17 protein-coding genes and 1 pseudogene are annotated in these 22,364 nt (G+C 43.2%); 12 read left to right on the forward strand and 6 right to left on the reverse strand.

What is annotated here, in order from left to right; all coding sequences use genetic code 11:
• Positions 1 to 5: 5 nt before the first annotated feature.
• Positions 6 to 1,193: a mannose-6-phosphate isomerase, class I gene (gene manA / locus OCU50_RS00885; protein WP_060466979.1), complete on the forward strand. Its 1,188-nt coding sequence runs from the start codon at positions 6 to 8 to the stop codon at positions 1,191 to 1,193.
• A 122-nt stretch (positions 1,194 to 1,315) separates the two neighbouring features.
• Here the strand turns inward: manA and wecA are convergent, their stop codons facing one another.
• Entirely contained in the window at positions 1,316 to 2,404 is a 1,089-nt protein-coding gene (gene wecA / locus OCU50_RS00890) for a UDP-N-acetylglucosamine--undecaprenyl-phosphate N-acetylglucosaminephosphotransferase (RefSeq protein ID WP_060466980.1), read from the reverse strand.
• A gap of 390 nt (positions 2,405 to 2,794) precedes the next feature.
• Between wecA and OCU50_RS00895 the strand changes: the two genes are divergently transcribed.
• The 7 genes from OCU50_RS00895 (at position 2,795) to OCU50_RS00925 (ending at position 13,052) form a co-directional block, all read left to right on the forward strand.
• Entirely contained in the window at positions 2,795 to 3,919 is a 1,125-nt protein-coding gene (locus OCU50_RS00895) for an LPS O-antigen chain length determinant protein WzzB (RefSeq protein WP_060466981.1), read from the forward strand.
• A 687-nt stretch (positions 3,920 to 4,606) separates the two neighbouring features.
• Entirely contained in the window at positions 4,607 to 5,149 is a 543-nt protein-coding gene (locus OCU50_RS00900; RefSeq protein WP_046223460.1) for an outer membrane beta-barrel protein, read from the forward strand.
• A gap of 19 nt (positions 5,150 to 5,168) precedes the next feature.
• Positions 5,169 to 6,053, forward strand: a complete 885-nt coding sequence (locus tag OCU50_RS00905; protein ID WP_060466982.1) for a hypothetical protein — start codon at positions 5,169 to 5,171, stop codon at positions 6,051 to 6,053.
• Positions 6,054 to 6,223: 170 nt separating this feature from the next.
• A complete protein-coding gene (locus tag OCU50_RS00910) occupies positions 6,224 to 8,305 on the forward strand; it encodes a YjbH domain-containing protein (RefSeq protein WP_231574689.1) in 2,082 nt (693 codons plus the stop codon).
• Positions 8,306 to 8,975: 670 nt separating this feature from the next.
• Positions 8,976 to 10,109: a polysaccharide export protein gene (locus OCU50_RS00915; protein ID WP_060466983.1), complete on the forward strand. Its 1,134-nt coding sequence runs from the start codon at positions 8,976 to 8,978 to the stop codon at positions 10,107 to 10,109.
• A 209-nt stretch (positions 10,110 to 10,318) separates the two neighbouring features.
• The gene (locus OCU50_RS00920) at positions 10,319 to 10,759 is read left to right on the forward strand and encodes a low molecular weight protein-tyrosine-phosphatase (protein ID WP_046223464.1); all 441 of its coding nucleotides are present in this window, start codon (positions 10,319 to 10,321) and stop codon (positions 10,757 to 10,759) included.
• 121 nt (positions 10,760 to 10,880) lie between these two features.
• Complete coding sequence (locus tag OCU50_RS00925) at positions 10,881 to 13,052, forward strand: polysaccharide biosynthesis tyrosine autokinase (RefSeq protein WP_060466984.1); 2,172 nt, start codon at positions 10,881 to 10,883, stop codon at positions 13,050 to 13,052.
• 233 nt (positions 13,053 to 13,285) lie between these two features.
• Here the strand turns inward: OCU50_RS00925 and glpQ are convergent, their stop codons facing one another.
• The 5 genes from glpQ to OCU50_RS00950 all read right to left on the reverse strand — a co-directional run bounded on the left by glpQ (position 13,286) and on the right by OCU50_RS00950 (position 17,693).
• Complete coding sequence (gene glpQ / locus OCU50_RS00930; RefSeq protein ID WP_060466985.1) at positions 13,286 to 14,341, reverse strand: glycerophosphodiester phosphodiesterase; 1,056 nt, start codon at positions 14,339 to 14,341, stop codon at positions 13,286 to 13,288.
• A gap of 76 nt (positions 14,342 to 14,417) precedes the next feature.
• Positions 14,418 to 15,788, reverse strand: a complete 1,371-nt coding sequence (gene glpT / locus OCU50_RS00935; RefSeq protein ID WP_060466986.1) for a glycerol-3-phosphate transporter — start codon at positions 15,786 to 15,788, stop codon at positions 14,418 to 14,420.
• Positions 15,789 to 16,174: 386 nt separating this feature from the next.
• Positions 16,175 to 16,510 (reverse strand): hypothetical protein, encoded by a 336-nt coding sequence (locus OCU50_RS00940; protein WP_016784030.1) that lies wholly within the window; start codon positions 16,508 to 16,510, stop codon positions 16,175 to 16,177.
• A gap of 122 nt (positions 16,511 to 16,632) precedes the next feature.
• A complete protein-coding gene (locus tag OCU50_RS00945; RefSeq protein ID WP_370736481.1) occupies positions 16,633 to 17,277 on the reverse strand; it encodes an N-acetylmuramoyl-L-alanine amidase in 645 nt (214 codons plus the stop codon).
• Positions 17,229 to 17,693, reverse strand: coding sequence for a hypothetical protein (locus OCU50_RS00950; protein WP_060466988.1), 465 nt, complete (start codon positions 17,691 to 17,693; stop codon positions 17,229 to 17,231). Before OCU50_RS00950 ends, OCU50_RS00945 begins: the two co-directional genes overlap by 49 nt.
• A gap of 320 nt (positions 17,694 to 18,013) precedes the next feature.
• On the opposite strand from OCU50_RS00950, the pseudogene OCU50_RS00955 reads away from it, so the two are divergent.
• From OCU50_RS00955 to OCU50_RS00970, 4 genes and pseudogenes are all read left to right on the forward strand, one after another.
• A pseudogene (locus OCU50_RS00955) lies at positions 18,014 to 19,065 on the forward strand (helix-turn-helix domain-containing protein).
• 96 nt (positions 19,066 to 19,161) lie between these two features.
• On the forward strand, positions 19,162 to 19,482 hold the full coding sequence (locus OCU50_RS00960; protein ID WP_060466989.1) for a hypothetical protein: 321 nt from the start codon (positions 19,162 to 19,164) through the stop codon (positions 19,480 to 19,482).
• 340 nt (positions 19,483 to 19,822) lie between these two features.
• Complete coding sequence (gene tviB / locus OCU50_RS00965; protein ID WP_060466990.1) at positions 19,823 to 21,103, forward strand: Vi polysaccharide biosynthesis UDP-N-acetylglucosamine C-6 dehydrogenase TviB; 1,281 nt, start codon at positions 19,823 to 19,825, stop codon at positions 21,101 to 21,103.
• A gap of 192 nt (positions 21,104 to 21,295) precedes the next feature.
• Entirely contained in the window at positions 21,296 to 22,324 is a 1,029-nt protein-coding gene (locus OCU50_RS00970; protein ID WP_060466991.1) for an NAD-dependent epimerase/dehydratase family protein, read from the forward strand.
• Positions 22,325 to 22,364: the final 40 nt, after the last annotated feature.

Below are 22,364 nucleotides of genomic sequence, written 5' to 3' on the forward strand. Positions count from 1 at the left end.
GGTTAATGGCAATTTTTAAGCTCAAGAATCATATTCAAAATTATGCTTGGGGTAGTCAGACTTCTATGTTTGATCTATTTGGGTTTGAGAATATAGACAACAAACCGCAGGCAGAACTCTGGATGGGCGCACACCCGCGCGGATGTTCTATGCTTGAACAACTTGGTGTTTTACTTACGGACTATATTCACCAAGATGCCAATGACATTTTGGGAACTTATACTGCTCAACGATATGGCCAGCTGCCTTTTTTGTTTAAAGTGCTTGCTGCCCATACCCCACTCTCGATCCAAGTTCACCCTAATAAATCTAATTCAGAACGTGGCTTTGAACGAGAAAGCGCGCAAGAAATTGCACTTGATGCTATTAATCGAAATTACAAAGATCCCAACCATAAGCCTGAATTGGTGTACGCGTTAACACATTACAAAGCGATGAATGGGTTTAGGCCGATTAAGCATATAATTGCACTGTTCGATGAACTAGGTCTCCCTGCTCTTGAGTATGAACTATCTTCGCTAAAGAAAATGCCCAACTCTGATGGGCTACAGCGCTTTTTTACTGCATTAATGACATTTTCGGGAAAGAAAAAGCTGGCGATACTTAATGAACTCCAAGGCGTTTTCGACCGTTCACACATGTCCGATAGGCTTCAACAGGCTCTCACTTACAGTAAAAGCTTTGTAGAGTATTATGAGGGTGATATTGGTATATTAGCACCATTGATTTTAAATGTTGTCGAACTCGAACCCGGCGAGGCAATGTTTCTTCATTCAGAAACACCTCATGCGTATGTAAAAGGCACTGCACTTGAAATTATGGCAAGTTCCGATAATGTTCTCCGTGCAGGCTTAACGCCTAAACATATTGATGTTCAAGAGCTTATTGCTAATACTCGCTTTGAATCTATTCGACCTGAACAATTAAAGCTCACGCCCATCTCGATAGAAGGGCGCCTAAACTTTCCGGTACCTGTGGATGATTTTGCGTTTGATATCCTAAATGTGGAACCTATAGTAAAAGAGCAGTACGCTCGGAGTGCAGAAATCTTATTTTGTATTGATGGTGAAGTGAAAATATGGTCGGGTGATATGTCTTTGAATCTAAAGCCTGGAGAGAGTGTATTTGTGCCTTATAGCGCTAGTTGGTATAAGTATGAGGGTAGAGGCCTGTTAGCCAGAGCGTATAATTAGTTATTTGGTGCTGATACCAATTGTTATAATATTGGTATCAGCCAAATTTAAGTGTCTTAAACCTACCTTTAAGTGTGTCGAACTCTTGATACTTGTTACAACGGTAGCCAATAAAGTCTAATTTACTTGTCGTGATCTTTATCTGTTGAGGGCTTATTTGATTCCTTCCTAAAGTAAGCTGTTATTTTCCAAACATTACTTAAAAGAATCAAATACACGATAAAGCAAGTGAGAAATGTGTAAAGCATGACATATTCGGGAATTCCTACCATTTCGGCATAAATACCGATGCCTGCGAATAGTATAGCAATACTACAAATTACGATTAAAGTTTGTGTGGAACTAAACCCTAAACGTTGGAAGATATGATGCAAGTGCTCGCGGTCAGGTTTAAATGGTGAGTCACCTCGTCGTACACGACGGATCATTATTGCTGCCATATCCATCAATGGTATCGCAATTAGCCATAGAGCGGTTACTGGACGCAAAGGAGGTCTTGTACCATTTTGGCTTGATAGTAACAACAGCCAAATAACAGTAAAGCCTATAAGCATACTTCCTGCGTCCCCCATGAAAACCTTCCTTTTTCGGCCAAAAGCACCTAAGTTTAGAAGAATATAAGGGATGATTATTATAACGAGCACTAAACAAATATAAGCCAGATTATATTGCCCGTCATAATTCAACATAATCCCTAAGCCACCGAAAGTGACTACAGATAACCCACCTAAAAGCCCATCTATACCATCAACCATATTAAAAGCATTTATAGCTCCCACAACCGCAAGTACTGTGACTAAATAGCCAAACCAACCTAGAGTGACAACTTCTCCAGAACCGAATATATCCCCGATGGTATTAAGCTCAATACCGCCGATGACCATCATTGCAACAGAGAGTGCGGCTTGAATGACAAAGCGTAACTTGAAACTTAAGTCAAATTTGTCATCTAATGCCCCTACGCCAACAAGAAGTAAGATGCATACAGCATAAAGTTCAGTGTTTGGTAAAACGTTTGGGTTGTTGAGTAAAAAGTAAAGGGTGGATATACAAATGGAGATACCACCAACTAATGGAACTGCTCCTTGATGAAGCTTGCGTATATTAGGTTTATCAACTAAACCGACTTTCTTAGCAACCTTACGCATTAGAAAAATAGTCGCGAGAGAAAAGAAAAACAGAAAAGAGAGGTCAAGAAATGAAATGAGCACGACTAAGCCTAATAATGGATGTTAATGTGAATTTTAGTGTATTTGAGCTCAATATAAAAGAGGGGCCAATGGTCTCCGTGATCTCTTCGTGTAAATAATTAGAAAATTTAAGTTTACCTTGTTTAAAGGCACTTTATTGAATATGTAACTAAGCGAGTAATGGTTACTTGTATAAAGAGAAATGTCTGGAGTTTGTTAGACCTGAACTTCTTACTTTATGTCCTTTCTTTAACGTCTCGTTGTCATTCTGTTAGATGTATATGGGAGTCTCTAATCAATGTTAAGGTTCAGAAGAGCACGTTCATAAAGTTTACAACTCAGACAATACTAAAAGTATAGGATGTGATAGTATTTTTTGTTATTAATTTTAGATGTTTTGAGAGATTTACAGTGAAACCTCAGATCCAATCACAACCGTTTACCACCAAAAGTTCAATGACGTATACAGACCACAATGAGCTTGATTTTCGAGAGCTTTTTAAGGCATTGTGGGACGGTAAGCTAGTCGTTATATTGGTTACAGCTTTATTCACTATTGCTAGTATCTGTTTTGCATTATTCGCTCAAGAGTGGTGGTCTTCAAGTGCTAAGATCACAAAAGCTCAGCCTCAAAATATAGCTGCATATCAGCAACAAGTCAGACAATTTCAACCTGTTTTCAATGTTTATCAGGAAGATGGTACTGTTTTAGTCAGTAAAGAGCTTGATAGCCTGGGGGACTCTAAAGTTCTCTTTCAGCGTTTTATTAACACTTTTAATTCAGCGAATAATAAACGAGTATTTTTAGATAACAGCTCATTTTTTCAGACGTTTAAAGGGGGCCTTTCTGCTGATGGTTCTGATATGACGGAAATTGCAGAACGTATATTGTACTCGGATTGGTTTAAAAGGATTACCGCGTCTATGGAAAACATAGAAAATCGTAATTCACCCTATTTTGTTCGCTTTCAAACCACAACAAAACAAGGCAGTTTTGATTTACTCACCGCTTACATCGCTTTTACGGAGTCTCAAATTCATCAAGACGCGTTTAACAACTTGAAGGCTATGGTGAGCGGTAAGCGAAATGAGTTGATTCAACAAAAAAGGATTCTAGAAACCCAAGCAAAAAATCAATTGTCGGTTGAAACAGAGCGAACTAAATATGCTTTGGGCATCGCTCACGCGGCCGGTGTCGATAAACCTATCCCAGCAGGTAATGAAAATGAGCTATTTGGTATAGAGCTAGGTTCAAAAGGGTTAGAAGCGAAAGTCAAAGCGCTAGAGTCAGTAAAAAACTTGAGTGTTATCGAACCTCGCTTACTACAAATAAATGCAAAATTGGACATGCTTAATAATCTTGAAATTGACCGTAGTGTTGAGTTTCAAACATTTCGTTTCTTAGAAAATGTTGACCAACCAATTTCTCGAGATAAACCTAAACGTGCACTGATTGTTATTATTTTTACATTATTTGGTGGATTGCTCGGTGCAGCAATTGTGTTAATACGATTCGCATTTAGAAAAGAATATTAACTTTTATTACTGGCTAGTGTTTATCCACTAGCCATCTTTTACTCTCCTCACATACTACCCCTCGAGCCAAGGCTGCACTACGAATGGTTATCGTAACGCTAACCAAATATCGAAACCTAAAATTGACAGAGTGGGTTTACTTCCCCTTAATGCATTTGAATGTCAGATTGATTTTTTTAAATCACTGTAGTCCGTTTATTAATTATACATTTACTTGATAGTTGTTATTATCTATCATGTGTTCAATCAGTTGTTTAAGCTGAGTTATTCCTTTTTGCAAAACCTATCAGCAAGTCAGTAGGTAGGTAGGTAGTTAAGGAAGGCCTAAGCAGGTGGTTTGGCTATCGCAGTCAAAGAGGCTTTCTTCTGACGTCTGTGATCTAAGAGTTCCACTCTCGGAGTTGAGAGCAAAAAGGAGTACTTGTGATTGGCTTATGGTGTACTAAGCAAGTGACTCTTAAGTTCTTTAAGCTCAATTAAACATAGACAAACCTAGCGCTAATGAAGAGTGCAACATTGAGTGGTGATATCACCGATGTTGCTTAAATACGTCAGTTGTTTGGGGTCGGAAAGTACGTATGGCTGCCTGATTTTTTGGGTCGTTGTACAAGAACTGATTAGACTACCACGCAGATTTGCTAGGAAAATCGGCATCAATTCAGTTTGAAATATGGAAGATATAATTATATGAAAATGCAGTGGTTAGTTAAAGCTTCACCTTTGTTGTTGCTATCAGCAACAGCAATGGGAGCTGACAATTTATACGTAGGCGCTAAAGTTGGTAGTGTCTCTGCCGATAAGTTTTCCCCTTTAGTAGAAAGCAGAACGGCTATTGATGATTCAGACACCTCTTACGGTTTGTTTGTCGGTTATCAGATTGTCGATTCATTAGCCATAGAAGGTGGTTACAGCTACCTTGGTGAATATGATCTTAAAGACATTGCCGGTGGCAGCTACGACGCGAGCAGTTTTGATGTCGTGCTAAAAGCCTCAGGTAATGTAAACGATAGTTTGGCAGTGTATGCCAAAGGCGGCTTTGCTGTTTATGATTGGAATGCAAATGGTAAGGGTGTTGAGTCTGATGATTCAGGCGTTGCTCCAACCATTGCTTTTGGTACTGAATACTCCATGACATCAGCAATGAAAATTGGCCTAGAATACCAAATATACCAAGATGTTGGTGGTGTAAGTATCGATTCATTTAATGTTGCTTTGTCTCATTACTTTTAATTATTTGTAGGGATCAATTGTGAAATATAAAATTTTAGCGTTATCAGTCGTTGGTGCACTTCTAGCGGGTTGTGGCAGCGATAATGGAAACAGTGTTCCTTCGACTGAAGCATATAGCGTTATGGCGTATGACCCTGCAGTCATGGGCATGAAAGGGTCGTTCAGCTGTGATGATGGCACAACGGGTACACTTGCAGCAACAAACTACAGTGGTGTTTCTGAAGTGACCGAGCTTACCGTTCTCAATTCACCTCAAACTTGTGCGTTTGAATTTCAAGCAACACCGGGCGCAAAGGATGTATCTAATGGCAAAGACATGAGTAAGGTGAGCTACAAGTTCCCTAAAGGGCTAGCGGCTCTAGGCAAGACTGCTACGGCTTCTCCTATCTCTACATTACTTGAGAAAAAGTTGGATGGTGCACCATACACTCCATCAGCAGGTAGCGAAATTATGGCTGATCTTGGTTTGGATGACTTGATCAATAATGGTGATATCACAGATATTACTGATTTCCTACTTCGTACTGAAGAAGTCATCTCTAAGTTGCCAGCAAAAGCAGCGAGCCGAGTATTAGCGACTAACGCTGTGTTGTCAGACGTGCTAGTGGTTAGTTCTGATGTATCAGCGGATAAGCTAGCTGGTGCTACGAAGGCTATTGCGAAAAAAGTTGTTGAAAAGTACAAGGATTACCCGAAAACAGACGCGGGCAATAAAATTTACTTGGATCTAACTGAAAACCCAACGTTCATTCAAGGTGTTGTTACTAACCCTGATGCGGATGTAACAATTCCACCTGTAGCAGAACAAGAAGCTGAGCCTGTTCCTGAACCAGATGAAGGTTCTACTGGCGCTACTGGTACTGGTACTGGCGGTGGCGGTAACGGCGGTGGTACTGGCGGCTAATTTAAGCACCAATGATAAAAGGCACCACTCGGTGCCTTTTTTACACGCTGTCATTATCAAACGCTGTCATTATTAAATACAGTTACTATCCAATATAGTCACTGTCAAATACGGTTATAACCTATTGCATCCTAATGAAAATACTCAGTCATTCTAAAAACGTATCTCTCGTGGCATCTATTAGCGCATTAGCCATTTCTTCTCATGTTTATGCTGTCGATAACCTGATGTCGTCTCAAAGTTATACCGGTGCGATTATCGTTCCCAATGCTCAGGTAATGGACACTGGAGATATCTCTTACCTCTATGGCCAAGGTGTGCCATACCGAGGGAAAACCAGCGACTTAGACAACATATTGTTTAGCGTTGGCTTATTCGATGGGTTGGAGGCAGCGGGTAGAATTGTCACCAAAACTTATGATTGTCACCTTTACCCGAATGTACCGAGCTACGATCCTAACTGTGGTAACGGCATTCGTGATTTATCGGCTTCCTTTAAATACCAACTCCCTTTTATTAAAGATTGGACGGGGTTCGATGTTGCCTTCGGCGCTCAAGATTTAGGTGGGGCGGCAAATAATTTTAAAACTTATTATGCGGTCGCTGACTATGTGCCTGACTTTGTGCCCGCTCGGTTTAGTGCGGGTTTCGGTAAGTCGGATATTAGCCATGGCGTGTTGAATGGGCCTTTCGCCAGTTTAGAGTACCAGCCATTGGATTTTGTTCAGTTGATTGCTGAGCACGACTCTGCTCAATTTAACGCTGGTTTAAAGGTGTTTACACCAGAAAACTACTTGCCGCTCGATACGCAACTCTCTTTTCAATACCAGTTTTACACCAGTGGCACTGCCGATATCGATATTTGGTCTGTGGCGGCATCTGCTCCGTTAATGGGCTTCTCTGAATCTCGCCGAGTTAATGAGTTAACTTTGGAAGACAAGATCTCAATAGAGCAAGCGCACCATGAATTTTCTGGTGTTGTGCAACTTAAGAAAGCCCTAGTTGATGAAGGCTTTCTTAATGTGAGAATTTCTGCGGATGATCTTGGTATAAATGTCGCTCTGGAAAACAGACGTTACAATCGTAACCAAGTTGATGGGGTTGGCGTGGCTTTGGGGATCATCTCTTCCTACGTGGGAGAAGGCATGCTTCAAGACCTTGGGGTTAAAAATTATCAGCAGCAGAATATTCGCCTGTTTAATTTGGTTAATGACATTCCAATGATGGAAGTGATTACCAGTGCCCCATGTTATCGAGAATTTGTGAAAACGGGCGAGCCTTGCAGAAACCTGATTGTTCGCACCTCAGATGTGAAAAAGAGATACGCCAAGGCGAAGTTTGATAAAGAGGTCGCTCGTTCCGGTTTTGGGCGCACACAAGTTATCGTTTCTCCTGCTTTGTATCACAATACAGCGACAGAATACGGTGTATTTGATTACTCATTAGCGCTCTCAACGAACCTTTATACTCCCCTGTGGAAAGGCGCCGCGTTGGATGTGAGACACTTAATGCCATTGGCGGACAGTGATGACTTTGAAGAAGGCAGAATCTGGGCCGATGATGCCTTTGAAAATGAAGTCGATAGGGTTCTTTTTCATCAAGCATTTCAGTTGCCTTATAACCTCACTACTCAATTCTCATTCGGCCAAGTGTACGGCAACTTCTTGGGCTTCTTGAACGAAACTCAGTATGCCAGCAATAGCGGGCGACATATTCTTGGTTCTGAATACGCCAACTTTTCTGCTCAAGATAAATTGGATGCGAAAGGAGACGCTATCGCAGATGCGACGCCAATCATTGGCCACTACACCTACGCAAGACCTGATTGGAATTGGCAAGGGAAAGTGCAAGCTGGCCAATTTTGGAAAGGTGACGAAGGGGTTCGAGTAACCAGCAGTCATTGGTTGGGAGATGTTAGGGTTGATGCTTCATACCAGACCACAAAAGCGGTAGGGAATAATGAAGCCGAAGAGTTTGTCACTCTTTCTATCGCGATCCCTTTAACGCCATGGCGTGATATGAACCCTGGCTATGTTCAGTTGCGTGGTATCGATCAATTTGTTTTTTCGTTTCAAACTCGAGTGGGGGAGAGCCACAACCAATTGGGTGAAGGCTTAGGTGTCGATACTGGGTTACAACACAATATTGAAAGGCAGTATTTCAACCGTAACCGAATCGGTGCGAGCTATTACCAAGAAAACCGACAACGCTTGCGTAATGCTTATCTAAAATATTTAGAAGCCGTTAAATAAGTTTGAGTAAAATAAGAAGCGAAGAGCGGGCACAAAAAGTGTTCGTTCTTTGGCTTTTTTTTCGCTTACTCGTCGCTCGTTTACTGGTGTTCCTCATCTGCTCTTCCTAGCGCTAAACCATTCAACTAGGTTGATATTAAGCACAGATTGTGGATAATGCTTACGAATTAAACTGAGCGTTTGTACCTGCTCTTTTTTTTATGTTTAAATTGGCAATTTCATTCCATTTTAAATGCCTTGGTGGGCAGGTTTGAATGCTTTGGTAACAAATTGAAATCCCTTGGTGGCAAATTGAAATGCCTTGGGTAAATAGATGACGCAGTGTGATGTCGCGAAATATCAAAGGGCGGTAGCGTTCTCATTTCTGATACCAATCACAGTAAGTAAGTGATCAAAAATAGCGCCGGAAAAATGCTTGAGAACAAGGCAGAATTTTTCGATAGTAGTTATTCTACAATCAAAAATTCTAACGAAGTTATCGAGTATTTTAACAAGCTAGAGTGAGCAGTTATTTACTACGATTGGTATGACTATAAATGGGAGTAAGATCGTGTTAATTCTTCGCATCTCTCCGATTCATTGCTGTGTAACTGATAAAATCATTTGCCTTCTATTCTTTGGATGTCCTTAGGGGCGTCAAAACACATTCCGTTTCTATGACTTGGTTAACATGAAGATTAATAAAAATCGTCTCCTTCTAGCGCTCCTTCCTGCATTATTGGCAGGGTGTACGACTCCAGGAACTCACCTTTCTACTGGCAACAAGAATGTGATTCAGCCTTCAGAGGAACAGCAAGAATCTGATATCTCTGATGTGGTTAACCTTTACCCATTGACGGCTCAGTCAGTATCGAGTTACCGAAATGAATCGTTATCGGTTTCCCAGGCCAACCCGACATTAGATGTTGATATTGCAAAGTATGAATATCAAGTAGGGGTCGGTGATATCTTAAACATCACTATTTGGGATCACCCTGAACTGACCATTCCTGCTGGTTCTTACCGTAGCAGTACGGAAGCGGGCAACTGGGTTCATGCCGATGGCACCATCTTCTACCCGTACATTGGGACGGTTGAAGTTGTCGGCAAAACCGTGCGCGAAGTTCGTGCTGATATTGCTGCTCGTTTAGCCAAGTATATCGAGAGCCCACAAGTCGATGTTAACGTGGCGGCGTTTCGCTCTAAAAAAGCGTATGTCACAGGCGAGATAGAAAAGCCTGGCCAACAAGCCATCACCAATATCCCGTTGACCTTACTGGATGCAGTGAACCGTTCTGGCGGTTTATCTGAACATGCCGACTGGCGTAATGTGTCATTAACGCGTAATGGCGTAGAAGAAAGCCTCTCGCTTTATGGTTTAATGCAACGTGGTGATTTAACACAAAACCGCTTACTGCAAGCGGGTGATATTGTTCACGTGCCGCGTAATGACAATCAAAAAGTATTCGTGATGGGCGAAGTGAATGATCCTCAACTGTTGAAGATTGACCGTGTCGGCATGAGCCTAACGGAAGCCCTTAGCACCGTCGGTGGGATCAACCAACTGACCGCCGATGCCACTGGTGTATTTGTGATTCGAACCTCGGATGACAAATCAGAACGCATGGCGGATATCTACCAACTGAATATGGAAGATGCATCGGCACTGGTCATAGGCACCGAGTTTGATTTAAAACCTTACGATATTGTTTATGTCACCGCCGCGCCAATCAGCCGTTGGAACCGTGTGATTGGTCAGCTTGTACCAACCATTTCGGGCTTCAACGACCTAACCGAAGGTATGTTGCGCATTCGTAATTGGTAGTATGCCCTGGTTAGTAAAAAGCCCTGACTAATCATCAGGTTACATTGAGTGTGTAACCTGATTTTTTATGTTTAAACGTCAATGATGCTGAAAGTACAAGTGCCTTTAGTTTGTAAATGCCTTTAGTTTGTAAGCTCATTCGGTTTGTAAGCACATTCGGCTTGCAAGAGTATTCAGCTTAATAAGCTCATTATAGTTAGAAGTCAGTTATGTTTGATAAAATTTTAGTGGTGTGCGTAGGCAATATTTGTCGTTCACCGACGGGAGAACGCGTTCTTCAACAATTGCTTCCCAACAAAAACATCGCCTCTGCGGGCATTGCAGCCGAAAAAAGTCGTTTAATCGGTAAGCCAGCAGACGACACCGCAATTTTAATTGCCGCTGAACATGGTATCGATGTTGAAAATCATCAGTCTCAACAAGTCACGCCGCAGCTTTGTGCTCAGTATGATTTGATCTTGGTGATGGAGAAGGGCCATTTGGAGGCGCTGACTCAAATTTCACCAGAGGCAAGAGGCAAAACCATGCTGTTTGGTCAGTGGATTGGTCAACAAGACATTCCCGATCCGCACCGTCAAAGCCGTGAAGCATTTGAACATGCTTATAAGCTTATTGACGAAGCGGCACACGCTTGGGCGAAAAAGCTGTAATTAAAGCTAAAAGAAATCGAGTTAGCTTAAACATCGCCATTAATAGAATCACATAAGAGAAAAGGGTACGTAAACCGTATTTACATTCTCTTAAAGTACTAGTTTAGGAAGTAGCAATCTGATGACAACACAACCATCTCAGCAAGCACATACTAATAATTCTGATGAGATAGATTTAGGGAAACTGCTTGGCATTCTGTTGGACGCTAAATGGTTAATCATGGTTACCACATTTGCTTTTGCTGTGTTTGGTATCGCATTTGCCCTACTTTCAACCCCGATCTACAAAGCAGATGCTCTTATTCAAATTGAAGAGAAGAGTTCTGGCGGTATCTCATCGATGGTCGGTGACATGGGCGAATTGTTCTCTCAGGAATCCTCTGCCACGACGGAAGTTGAGATCATTAAATCGCGTATGATCTTGGGCGAAACGGTCGATAAATTTAATTTAACCACCGTGACTTCACCTATTTATGCACCCATTGTCGGCAAAGGCTTCGCACGTTTAACTGGCGACATTAACCACATTGCGGTGAGCCGTTTTACCTTGCCAAGTTATGCAAGTGCTTATGCTCACACGATTCAGGTTGTTGATGCCGAACAAGGCACTTATCAACTGGTGCGTGATGATGAGCGCGTTATCTTAACCGGTAAAATCGGTGAGCCAGCAACGGCTGATGGCTACAGCTTGTTTGTGGCGGACTTTGAATCAAGTAACGGCTTTGAGTTTGCTATTGGTAAACGTAGCCGATTAGAAGCCATCGAATGGTTAAAATCTTCGCTGTCTCTCTCTGAGCAAGGCAAGCAAACTGGTATTTTGAAGCTGAGTTTTGAAGGTGAAGACAAGCAGAAGATCTCTGAAATACTCAACCATATTAGCCAGATCTATTTCTTACAAAACGTTAAGCGTAATTCCGCGGAAGCAGAGAAAAGCCTCGCTTTCTTAGAAAGCCACCTTCCGGGTATTAAATCTGAATTGACCGGCTATGAAGACGTACTAAACAATTATCGCCAAGCCAATGATTCGATCGATTTAGGTTTAGAAGCACAGTCAACCTTGAAAGTAATGGTCGAGCTTGAAGCGCAATTGAATGAGTTGACGTTTAAAGAGAGTGAAATCAGCCAACGCTTCACTAAAGATCACCCGGCTTATAAATCGCTGCTTGATAAGCGTAAAACGTTATTAGGTGAAAAAGAACGCCTCAACAAGCAGGTACAAAAACTACCAAAAACACAACGTGAAGTACTGCGTATGACACGTGATGTTGAAGTGAACCAACAGATCTACATCCAGCTACTTAATAAAGTTCAAGAGCTGAGCATTATTAAAGCCGGCACAGTGGGTAACGTTCGTATCTTAGATGATGCCCAAGCGTATTCTCGTGCGGTAAAACCGAAGAAACCACTGATTGTGGTGTTAGCGACGCTTCTTGGTGGCATGTTAAGTGTGGCGTTTGTGTTAGTAAAAGCGGCCTTTCACCGTGGTGTTGAAAGCCCTGACCAAATTGAAGAAATTGGTTTACCTGTGTACGCGGCCGTACCTAAATCTGATTTACAAGTTGAGCTAACCAACCGTTTTAAATCGAAGAAAAAGCAAACGAAAGGGACTCAAGCCCTGCTTGCTGAATCGAACCCTGCGGATCTTTCCGTTGAAGCACTGCGTGGCCTAAGAACCAGTTTGCACTTTGCGATGCTGGAAGCGAAAAATAACATACTGATGATTTCTGGCCCAGCGCCCGGCATTGGTAAGTCGTTTATCTCAACCAACTTTGCTGCGGTTGCTGCGAAAACGGGTCAAAAGGTGCTGCTGATTGATGCCGATATGCGTAAAGGTTACTTACAACAAAGCTTTGGTGTGAAGTGGGATAATGGTCTTTCGGATGTATTAAGCAGCAAGCAAGACTTTGCTCAATCAATCAAAGCAACACCGGTAGAGAATCTCGATATTCTTACGCGCGGCCAAGTGCCACCTAACCCATCTGAATTGTTAATGCACCCACGCTTTGCAGAGTTGATGGAATGGGCATCTAAGGAGTATGACTTGGTGATTGTCGATACTCCACCTGTACTCGCGGTCACCGACCCAAGTATTGTTGGTGCCTTTGCGGGTACCACATTAATGGTGGCGCGTTATGCTCAGAACACCGTTAAAGAGATTGATGTTGCTCGTAACCGCTTCGAACAATCGGGTATTGAAGTGAAAGGCGTTATCTTTAACGCCATCGAGAAGACGGCGTCTAGTTCTTACGGCTACGGTTACTATAACTACGCTTATTCGAGCGATAAAAAATAACATCAGAGACGGGGTGTGTCACCACACCCCGTTACTCCGCCGTTCTGCCATTCCGCCATTCTGTTATTGAGAAGCGAGAAGTGAGAAGTGAGAAACGAAGTCTCTGGAATTGAGCGCTTTACCTCTGCTTTTCCACTCTTCGTATCTCGTTCTCACTCTTCGTATCTCGTTCTCACTCTTAGTTTTTCGTTCTTACTTTTTTATGCTTGTTTTCTGTTTGCTTTCTTAACGGCTTAACGGTTAAGGAAATCGACCGCTTTGTCTGGAAAATCGGTAAACAAACCATCGACTTTTACTTGATTGTAAAAAACATCCAGCATGCCATCAAAGTTGTCCGCATAAGTCGGAATTCTTCCCGGATCAGCGCGGAAAGTATAAGGGTGCACGTCTAATCCGGCGTCTTTAGCCGACTTCATCAACGGCTTAATCATAATATTGCTTTTGGTGGATGCATCATCAACCAGCATTGGTTTCCAAGGACCAATCCCGTCTGCGTAGCTCGCAACCTTCTCCATACCTTCGTCTTCGAACATCCAATCATAATTGTACGGCGTCGCTTTGTCGCCTTGATAAGTCATGGTTTCATTCCAGTCTGTGTAGGCCATCAACTGCACGAGTTTCAGATCCATCTGCATGGCTGGCATGAGTTCATTGTTAATGCGTTGCAGTTCATTGGTATCAAAACTCTGTAGATACACCTTGTCGTCTTTTGATAGGTAACCATATTGCTTCAAAGTCATCAGTACCGCTTTTGAAATATCTTTCCCTTCATGGCGGTGGAACCAAGGTGCTTTAATCTCAGGGTAGATACCCACGTCATAACCTAATGTTTTATTCAAGCCTTGGATTAGCTCAATCTCTTCAGCAAAAGTCGCGACGCGAAAATCAGACTGCCACATTGGGAAGCGTTCAGGAAAACCGGCGACTTTATTCCCTTGCTTATCAATATTGAAGCCTTCGGTCACAGTGAGTGATTTGATCTCGGCCAGCGTAAAATCAATCGCATAGTAGCGGCCATCAGCACGTGCTCGTGTTGGAAAACGCTCTGCGACATTGGTGACTCTATCTAAGTAGTGATCATGCAATACCACCAATTGGTCGTCTTTGGTCATCACGACATCTTGTTCTATATAGTCGGGTTTCATGGCATAGGCGAGCGATTTAGCGGGCAGAGTGTGCTCGGGTAAATAGCCGGATGCGCCGCGATGCGCAATCACTAAAGGATCGGCGAACGCATTGGCCGATAAGCTGAGTGCTAAAAAAGTCAGAGACAGTGACGTTGTTTTCATTATGCTTTCCCTTGATAGCACAGAGGCAGGGTTCGCCTGCCTCTGTGGTGTATTGATTTATTCAGTTAACTTTCAATTAAGCTAACGCTTCTTTCTCTCGTTCGATATCTTTTTGTTTGTGGTGTGCACGCTCACCCAAGAAGGCGTAAAGCAGACAAATGATTGAAGCGACACAAGCACCGACCAAAATAATGAAACCACCATCCCAGCCGTAGTGATCCACCATAAAGCCAAGTACCGCATTGGCAGCAACCGCACCACCTAAGTAACCAAATAGCCCGGTGAGGCCTGCCGCCGTACCCGCGGCTTTTTTCGGTGCCAGTTCAAGCGCATACAAACCGATCAGCATCACAGGGCCGTAAATAAGGAAACCAATCGCAATCAGTGCCAGCATATCAACCGTTGGGTTACCGGCTGGGTTTAGCCAGTACACCAATACGGCGACGGTGACCAAAACCATAAAGAGAATCCCAGCTGGTGCACGGCGGCCCTTAAACAGCTTATCTGAAATCCAACCACATAATAAGGTGCCCGGAATACCAGCCCACTCATACAAGAAATAAGCCCAAGACGATTTATCCACCGAGAAGTCTTTCGCTTCTTTTAAGTAAACCGGCGCCCAATCGAGTACACCATAACGGATAAGGTAAACAAACGCATTTGCGATCGCGATAGACCACAACAACTTATTAGAGAAGACATACTTAAAGAAAATTTCCTTCGCCGTCATTTCTGTCTCATGGGACGTATTGTAGTCGTCTGGGTAATCGTTTTTGTGTTCTTCAATCGGTGGTAGGCCACAAGATTGAGGGGTATCTCTTACCGTAAACCAAACAAAAACAGCGACGAGAGTGGCAAAAAATGCAGGAACATAAAAAGCGGTGCGCCAGTCATCGTTGAAAGCCCAAAGCCCCAATAAAAACATTGGACCAATCAATCCGCCGCCAACGTTATGAGCGACATTCCATACCGACACTATCTCGCCACGTTCTTTGCGTGACCACCAGTGAACCATCGTTCGCCCACAAGCTGGCCAGCCCATACCTTGAAACCAACCATTCAAAAACAGCAGGATAAACATCGCGGTAATGCTGCCGGTTGCCCATGGCATAAAGCCAAAGCAGAACATCACCAGCGCCGACATTAACAAGCCACCACTGAGGAAATAACGAGGGTTGGAGCGATCAGACACGCTGCCCATTAAAAATTTTGATAAACCGTAAGCGATAGAGACGGCCGCCAACGCTACCCCTAGCTCTCCTCGGCTGAACCCCTGCTCAATAAGATAGGGCATCGCCAAACTAAAGTTTTTGCGGACTAAATAGTAACCCGCGTAACCAACGAAGATGCCGAGAAAAAGCTGCCAGCGTAATCGCGCATAGGTGCCATCAACCTTATCGGCTGATAAGCGATCGATATGCGCCATAGGTTTGAATATTCCAAACATAGAAACCTCATAAAAATTGGGTTTAAAACGTACAATAAATGCTCGAACGAACAATCTTGATCATCATTCGAAAGTGCACGCATTGTATGTGCTTCAAAATTAATTTCTGTGATAGAGATTGTCATTAACAAAAAAGATCATTTAATACAGCATATTAGTTTCATTTAATTAGAGCGAGCTTCATGTTTTCGCTTGCGTGTTTTTAACCAAGATGAGCATGAATGTGAGAAGTGATGAGTAAACGAGCGACAAAAAATAAAGAGCAGTAACGAGATGCGAGTGGCGAGATACAAAAAGCACCGCGCTTCGTATCCCGTTTACTCGCTACCCGCATCTGCTCTTTCAGCGCTTCGAATCCTGTTTACTCGTCACCCGCATCTGCTTTTCTATTTCTTAACCACGCCCCCTGTTAAATACAAACCAATCGCCGCTAATACCGGATAGCCAAAGGCTTCATTGGTCATTTCCCCCAACGGTTTCCAATCGTAGCCGTGCATACAACCCAAAATCACCATCACATGCAGTGCCACATAAGGAATGGTGAACAACAACACAATGTAGCGCTGCACTAACTTAAAAGGCTCATAGGCTTTAAGCAGTGCCAGTTTGTGCTTCGCTTTTTCTTCATCAGTAAAAAACATCGCATCTCCTGTGTTGGTGAGTGCATCTAACCCTTTGTTAATGGAAGACTGGCTCCCAAATATTCGCCCGAACAATGTCATGCTGCTCCTTGGTTCGTGGATTGGCTTTGGCTGTATTACCCTTTCGCTCTTCATCTCGGCTTTTCCGCTCTTCGCATCTCGCTACCCGTCACTCGCATCCGCACTTCCTGCTTTTCGCATCTCTAATCAGCTCTTAGCCTCACCACCGGACACGCCTTATTTACCCCCCAATCTTTATGCCCCTTCACATTCTCATCTGAAATCAAGAACTGCTCTTGCAAGGCCGCCACCAAACCAAACAGTGCCTTACGCTGTGCAAGCGTGAAGTTATCTTCTGGTTGCAGTTCGGAATTACAACCACCGACCATGCAAACGCCAATATTGCCCTTGTTGTGTCCTTTCACATGCGCGCCGGTTTGCGACAGCGGCCTACCCAGTTCGACATCCCCATTGCGACGAATCACAAAGTGATACCCCACATCGCGCCAGCCTCTCTTTTTATGCCATCGGCGAATATCGGCGACGTGAACATCTTGCTCCGACGGTGTGGCGCTGCAATGCACAGTAATAAAAGAGTAGGGCGGGCAATGAGGTAAGCGGAGTAACACCGAAACCAGGCTGAAAGAATAGGAGGCTGAAGGCAAACAAGGATCTAACGAAGGGATGAACTCCACCTCGCCCGCTTGTTTTTCGGAATGAGCCTGCTCTTGCGAACCAGTCGGCTCTTCTGAATAGGGCGACTTTTGCGAATCATCTTGCTCTTGCAAAACAGACGCGGCTAACGGCTGGTGTGGAACTCGATCAGTTGCTGGTGGAGTGTTTGACAAAATAAATCCTCTTGTTGTTGTAACCAGGTGACTAAAAACGTTGATAACGATTCTTTTAAATCAGGGTGTAATGCGATGTGTTGTCGCAAACTCGCGGCTACGGTTTTTGCATAACCGGCGTGGTGACTGACATAACGTAAATACATCACGCAATAACCCAGAGGCTGGCTTCGCCGCGCTCGGCTGATCATCCAACACATGTCTTCATAGCTGGGATCTTCAAAACGCTCCTCTTCAAAACAAACCGATTCATCACTTATCGAACCATCAGCCATTAATCCATTGCTATCACGGCACCCGTCGCTCTGACTAACAAGTAGCGGCAGGTAAGACCGATTGAGGGAATAAGGACGACACTCGATGCTCGCCATGCCCGGCTGGTACGCTGAAATAAAAAGAGAAACTATCGCCTTCATTAAGCACCTTATTGCTGTATGGGGAGGGCAATGTACTTCAAGACTTTTGATTGGGGTTGGTGGCAATAACGCGAAAAAGGAAGAGCGCAGAAAAGTGAGAGGTGCTTCGAAGGTTATCATCTTAAGTCATGTTCTTGTTGCATATCAGTGAGAACACATAGGAAAAACACTTTTTGTTACTTTTTATCTCGCGTCACCTTCGCCCCCAAAGCCCCAAAAAGTGTTGTTAATGCCTTTTTCATCAATGGTTATGCATGTCTATCCGCTTTTATAGCGAGAACGATTTAAGTAGATAGACCCATTAACAAGGAGCGTTATTCATGTGTGTTTCCCTCATTCTCTCTTTCATCCCATTAAAAACCGGCTCGCCGATAAGCAAGTTGGTGTTATTAAAATTGGCCGACAATGCCGACGCGCGTGGCGTCTGTTTTCCATCCTTAAATTACCTAGCACAATATTGTGAAGTATCGGTAAGAACCGTGAAGCGGCACCTTAACGAGCTAGAAAAACAAGGGTTTGTGAAGCGGATAAAGCGGTTTGATAAAAAAGCCGTCAGCGCAGCAATTTGTATCAATTACGCCTACCCAGCGGTTGTCATATTGAACAGAGCGATTTAGACCGATCGGGCTCCGATAAAGCCGAGAGCGATCAACCGGAACTCAACCCAAGCCTTCCACAAAGTGACCATTCAGACACCCACCAGGGTGACTCACGATCCAACACGGAGAGTGATCGCCCGGCACACATAATCTTTCATAAAGAACATAAAACAGGTATCAGCTTGAAAAGCGGCATGGTAGACGACGCTGATATTATGGATACCCCCAACAGCTCTGAAGAGCATGCGACCTCCATACCTAAAGCCAAAAAAGAAGCCGTGATTGATCTGCTCACCGAAGAGGGCTGCGCCCCGATTTATCATGAGTTCTACGAAATATTAAAACGCACCTACCCGAAGTTAGATGTGCTGCAAGAACTGCATGCCATGCAAGCTTGGTTATACATCAACCCCGACAAGCGCAAACCCTTTGAACACATCGGCCACTTTGTGAATGGTTGGCTAAGAAGAAGTGCCCAAGCGAAGATCAAGCGAGGTTTAACGCCTGCCCTTCAGCAAACCAAAGGCCCTAAGCAAGCCCACACGGTTAAACAAAAAAGAGCGGCTAAACCAACAGGCACCAATAAACCGACAGCTGATCTCCACCATGCGCGTTCTCTCCAAAGCGACCAAGTTGAAAATAAGCAGCAACAACCAACACCGGTCTCTCAGGCCCTAGCGGACTACAAAGCCAAAAGCACCACCAACCCGTTTGAAGCGCGTATCAAGGCCCTAATTCAATCCAAATCGGCGAATACCGACACCGAGCAGTGAGCACCGGAATTTCACATTACTCAAAGGCTTAGATTAGCCAACGCGAACACAGACATAAAAACGTCAAGAGACAAAGGTAAAATTAGGAGAGGGCACATGGACGATACCAACCTAAAAAAGCTGACAACGGAAGAAAAGGTCACCATTTTGGAAAAGGAGGTCGCGCGAGTAGAAGGACGCATCGGCGAGTTCTTAAATTTGCTGGTTAACCACTACCCACAAGGGCTAACACGCACAGAAATTAAGGCATTGTTGGCGGTGAACAATAATGAAAGTTTTGTCTCACTTTATAGAAACGGTAAGATCTTCATTGATATAGAAAAGCGCTACTGCGACGCAGCACAAGAAAACCGCTACCACATAGGGACGCAGTTTCTGCAAGACGTACAATGCTTTCGCTGGGTGAATGCTTGGTAAGATGTTCGACCACTTCGCTTATAAATCAAACTGGTTAATATGCACTTACTTTGCTAGAATCCCCTGCGCAAAACAGCCACGGATAGCTGGGGGATGCATTCACCCCGTAAATACCTTGCCTTTAGGAGCCAAACCTAAGGGCGGTAGCGTGCCTGAATCTTAATGACTAGCCGAGTCTAGAACACTAACTATCTCTTCTTAAACTAAATTAAATATGTCTGAGTAACTAAAAGTGTACTGAGGCATTTTTTGGTGTCTACCCATCACTAAGTTCAATCGAAACCAGTGAAAAGGTGGGACCTCAATAAAAATAATTATTAACAATCAGGTTTTATTACTTATGGATTTGTCAGTAGAAAATGCAAAAATTGCAATAATTGGCTTAGGTTACGTTGGTTTACCTTTGGCCGTAGAGTTTGGTAAAAAGTCGTCAACAATTGGCTTTGATATTAACCAAGTACGTATTGATGAACTGGCACTTGGTCGTGATAGTACGCTAGAGTGTAGTGACAATGAACTTGCGGAAGCCTCTCACCTTTCTTACACCACCTCTCTTCAAGACTTAAAAGAGTGCAATGTCTATATTGTTACCGTTCCAACCCCCATTGATGAGCATAAACAACCCGATCTAACACCATTGGTTAAAGCGTCAGAAGCGTTAGGCACAGTGGTATCAGAAGGCGATATTATTGTTTATGAATCAACTGTTTACCCTGGCGCGACAGAAGAAGATTGCATTCCAGTTGTTGAGCGTGTTTCTGGCCTTAAGTTTAACCAAGACTTTTTTGCTGGTTACTCACCTGAACGTATTAATCCAGGTGATAAAGAACACCGCGTGACTAATATCTTAAAAGTAACCAGTGGTTCGACACCAGAAGTGGCTGAATACGTAGATCAACTTTACAAGCGCATTATCACCGCTGGCACACACAAAGCATCTTCTATCAAAGTGGCAGAAGCGGCAAAAGTGATTGAAAACACGCAACGTGATGTAAACATTGCCTTGATTAACGAACTTTCAATCATTTTTAATAAGCTTGGTATTGATACGTTAGAAGTACTTGAAGCTGCGGGCACAAAATGGAACTTCCTTCCATTCCGCCCGGGCTTGGTCGGTGGCCACTGTATTGGTGTGGATCCTTATTACCTAACGCACAAAGCGCAAACAGTGGGTTACCATCCAGAGATGATCTTAGCGGGGCGCCGACTAAATGATGGTATGGGGCAGTATGTTGTTTCTCAATTAGTTAAAAAAATGCTGACAAAACGCATTCACGTAGAGGGTGCAAACGTACTGTTGATGGGGCTAACTTTTAAAGAGAACTGTCCCGACCTACGCAATACTAAAGTGGTTGACATTGTCTCTGAATTGAAAGAGTACAACATTAATGTAGACATTATGGACCCATGGTGTTCAAGCGAAGAAGCGCAACACGAATACGGCCTAACTTTGTGTGAGAAAGAACAACAAAATCATTACGATGCAATCATCATGGCTGTATCTCACAACGAATTCAAAGAGATGGGCGTAGAAAAAATCCGCTCGTTTGGTAAATCAGAGCATGTTCTGTATGACTTGAAGTACGTTCTAGACAAAGAAAGTGTGGATATGCGTCTTTAATTTATAGACAGAACTAAAACTCAGGAGAGAAACGTTTTAGCTCCTGAGTTTTATTATGAGGTAGGAACGAGAACCTCAACACTGTAAGCTGAACTTATTCATACTGAGTTTCGAGAAACGAATGTGGCTCAGAGTTTATAAACACAGTTTATCCTGTCGAAAAATAATATTTGCCTCTCCACGGAAAACACAATGACCAAATACGAACAAATCCAACAAGAGCTAGCTGAGTCACCAAAAACATGGTTAGTAACGGGTGTTGCGGGCTTTATTGGCTCAAACCTACTTGAAAAATTACTAAAGCTTGATCAAACCGTGGTGGGGTTAGATAACTTCGCAACGGGGCATCAGCATAACTTAGATGAAGTTAAAGGCTTAGTAAGCGACGCTCAGTGGGAGCGTTTTAACTTTATTAAAGGCGACATCCGAGAGCCTCAAACATGCCAACAAGCCGTAAAAGGCGTTGATTACGTACTGCACCAAGCAGCACTAGGTTCTGTACCTCGCTCTATCGCTGATCCACTTACCACGAATGCAGCAAACATCACCGGTTTTCTAAACATGCTAGACGCTGCAAAAGAAGAAGGGGTAAGCAGCTTTACTTATGCAGCGAGCAGCTCTACATATGGTGACCATCCTGCATTGCCAAAAGTGGAAGAAAATATTGGCAACCCACTTTCGCCTTACGCAGTAACTAAATACGTAAATGAGCTTTATGCGGGTGTATATGCACGTACTTACAATTTTAAGGCGATTGGACTTCGTTACTTCAACGTATTTGGTCCAAGGCAAGATCCAAACGGTGCTTACGCAGCGGTAATTCCAAAATGGACAGCAGCAATGATCAATGGAGAAGATATTTATATCAACGGTGACGGCGAGACAAGCCGAGATTTTTGCTTTATCGAAAATACAGTGCAAATGAATATTCTTGCTGCTACCGCAGAAGATGACGCTAAAGACAACGTATATAACGTTGCGGTAGGTGATCGCACAACACTAAATGATTTATATAAAGCGATACAATCTGCACTTAAAGAGTGCGATATAAATGCGACCCAAGATCCAATATATCGTGACTTTAGAGCCGGTGATGTTCGTCATTCGCAAGCTGATGTAACTAAAGCGGTAAATGATTTAGATTATCAGCCAGAATATCGAATTTTAGAGGGGATTTCTAAGGCGATGAACTGGTATGTTAAGAGCGAAAATAATGCTTAAAGTTTTATACTTTATGAACGTGAAGTTAGTAAGAGAGTGA

Origin of the sequence: Vibrio toranzoniae (assembly GCF_024347655.1) — a bacterium.
In the GTDB taxonomy this organism is placed as follows: Bacteria; Pseudomonadota; Gammaproteobacteria; order Enterobacterales; family Vibrionaceae; genus Vibrio; species Vibrio toranzoniae.

Coding starts and splice junctions, on each gene's coding strand:
- manA (WP_060466979.1), top strand. CDS start 6: ATGGCAATTTTTAAGCTCAAGAATCATATTCAAAATTATGCTTGGGGT.
- OCU50_RS00900 (WP_046223460.1), top strand. CDS start 4,607: ATGAAAATGCAGTGGTTAGTTAAAGCTTCACCTTTGTTGTTGCTATCA.
- OCU50_RS00915 (WP_060466983.1), top strand. CDS start 8,976: ATGAAGATTAATAAAAATCGTCTCCTTCTAGCGCTCCTTCCTGCATTA.
- OCU50_RS00920 (WP_046223464.1), top strand. CDS start 10,319: ATGTTTGATAAAATTTTAGTGGTGTGCGTAGGCAATATTTGTCGTTCA.
- OCU50_RS00925 (WP_060466984.1), top strand. CDS start 10,881: ATGACAACACAACCATCTCAGCAAGCACATACTAATAATTCTGATGAG.
- glpQ (WP_060466985.1), bottom strand. CDS start 14,341: ATGAAAACAACGTCACTGTCTCTGACTTTTTTAGCACTCAGCTTATCG.
- glpT (WP_060466986.1), bottom strand. CDS start 15,788: ATGTTTGGAATATTCAAACCTATGGCGCATATCGATCGCTTATCAGCC.
- OCU50_RS00940 (WP_016784030.1), bottom strand. CDS start 16,510: ATGACATTGTTCGGGCGAATATTTGGGAGCCAGTCTTCCATTAACAAA.
- OCU50_RS00950 (WP_060466988.1), bottom strand. CDS start 17,693: ATGAAGGCGATAGTTTCTCTTTTTATTTCAGCGTACCAGCCGGGCATG.
- OCU50_RS00960 (WP_060466989.1), top strand. CDS start 19,162: ATGGACGATACCAACCTAAAAAAGCTGACAACGGAAGAAAAGGTCACC.
- tviB (WP_060466990.1), top strand. CDS start 19,823: ATGGATTTGTCAGTAGAAAATGCAAAAATTGCAATAATTGGCTTAGGT.
- OCU50_RS00970 (WP_060466991.1), top strand. CDS start 21,296: ATGACCAAATACGAACAAATCCAACAAGAGCTAGCTGAGTCACCAAAA.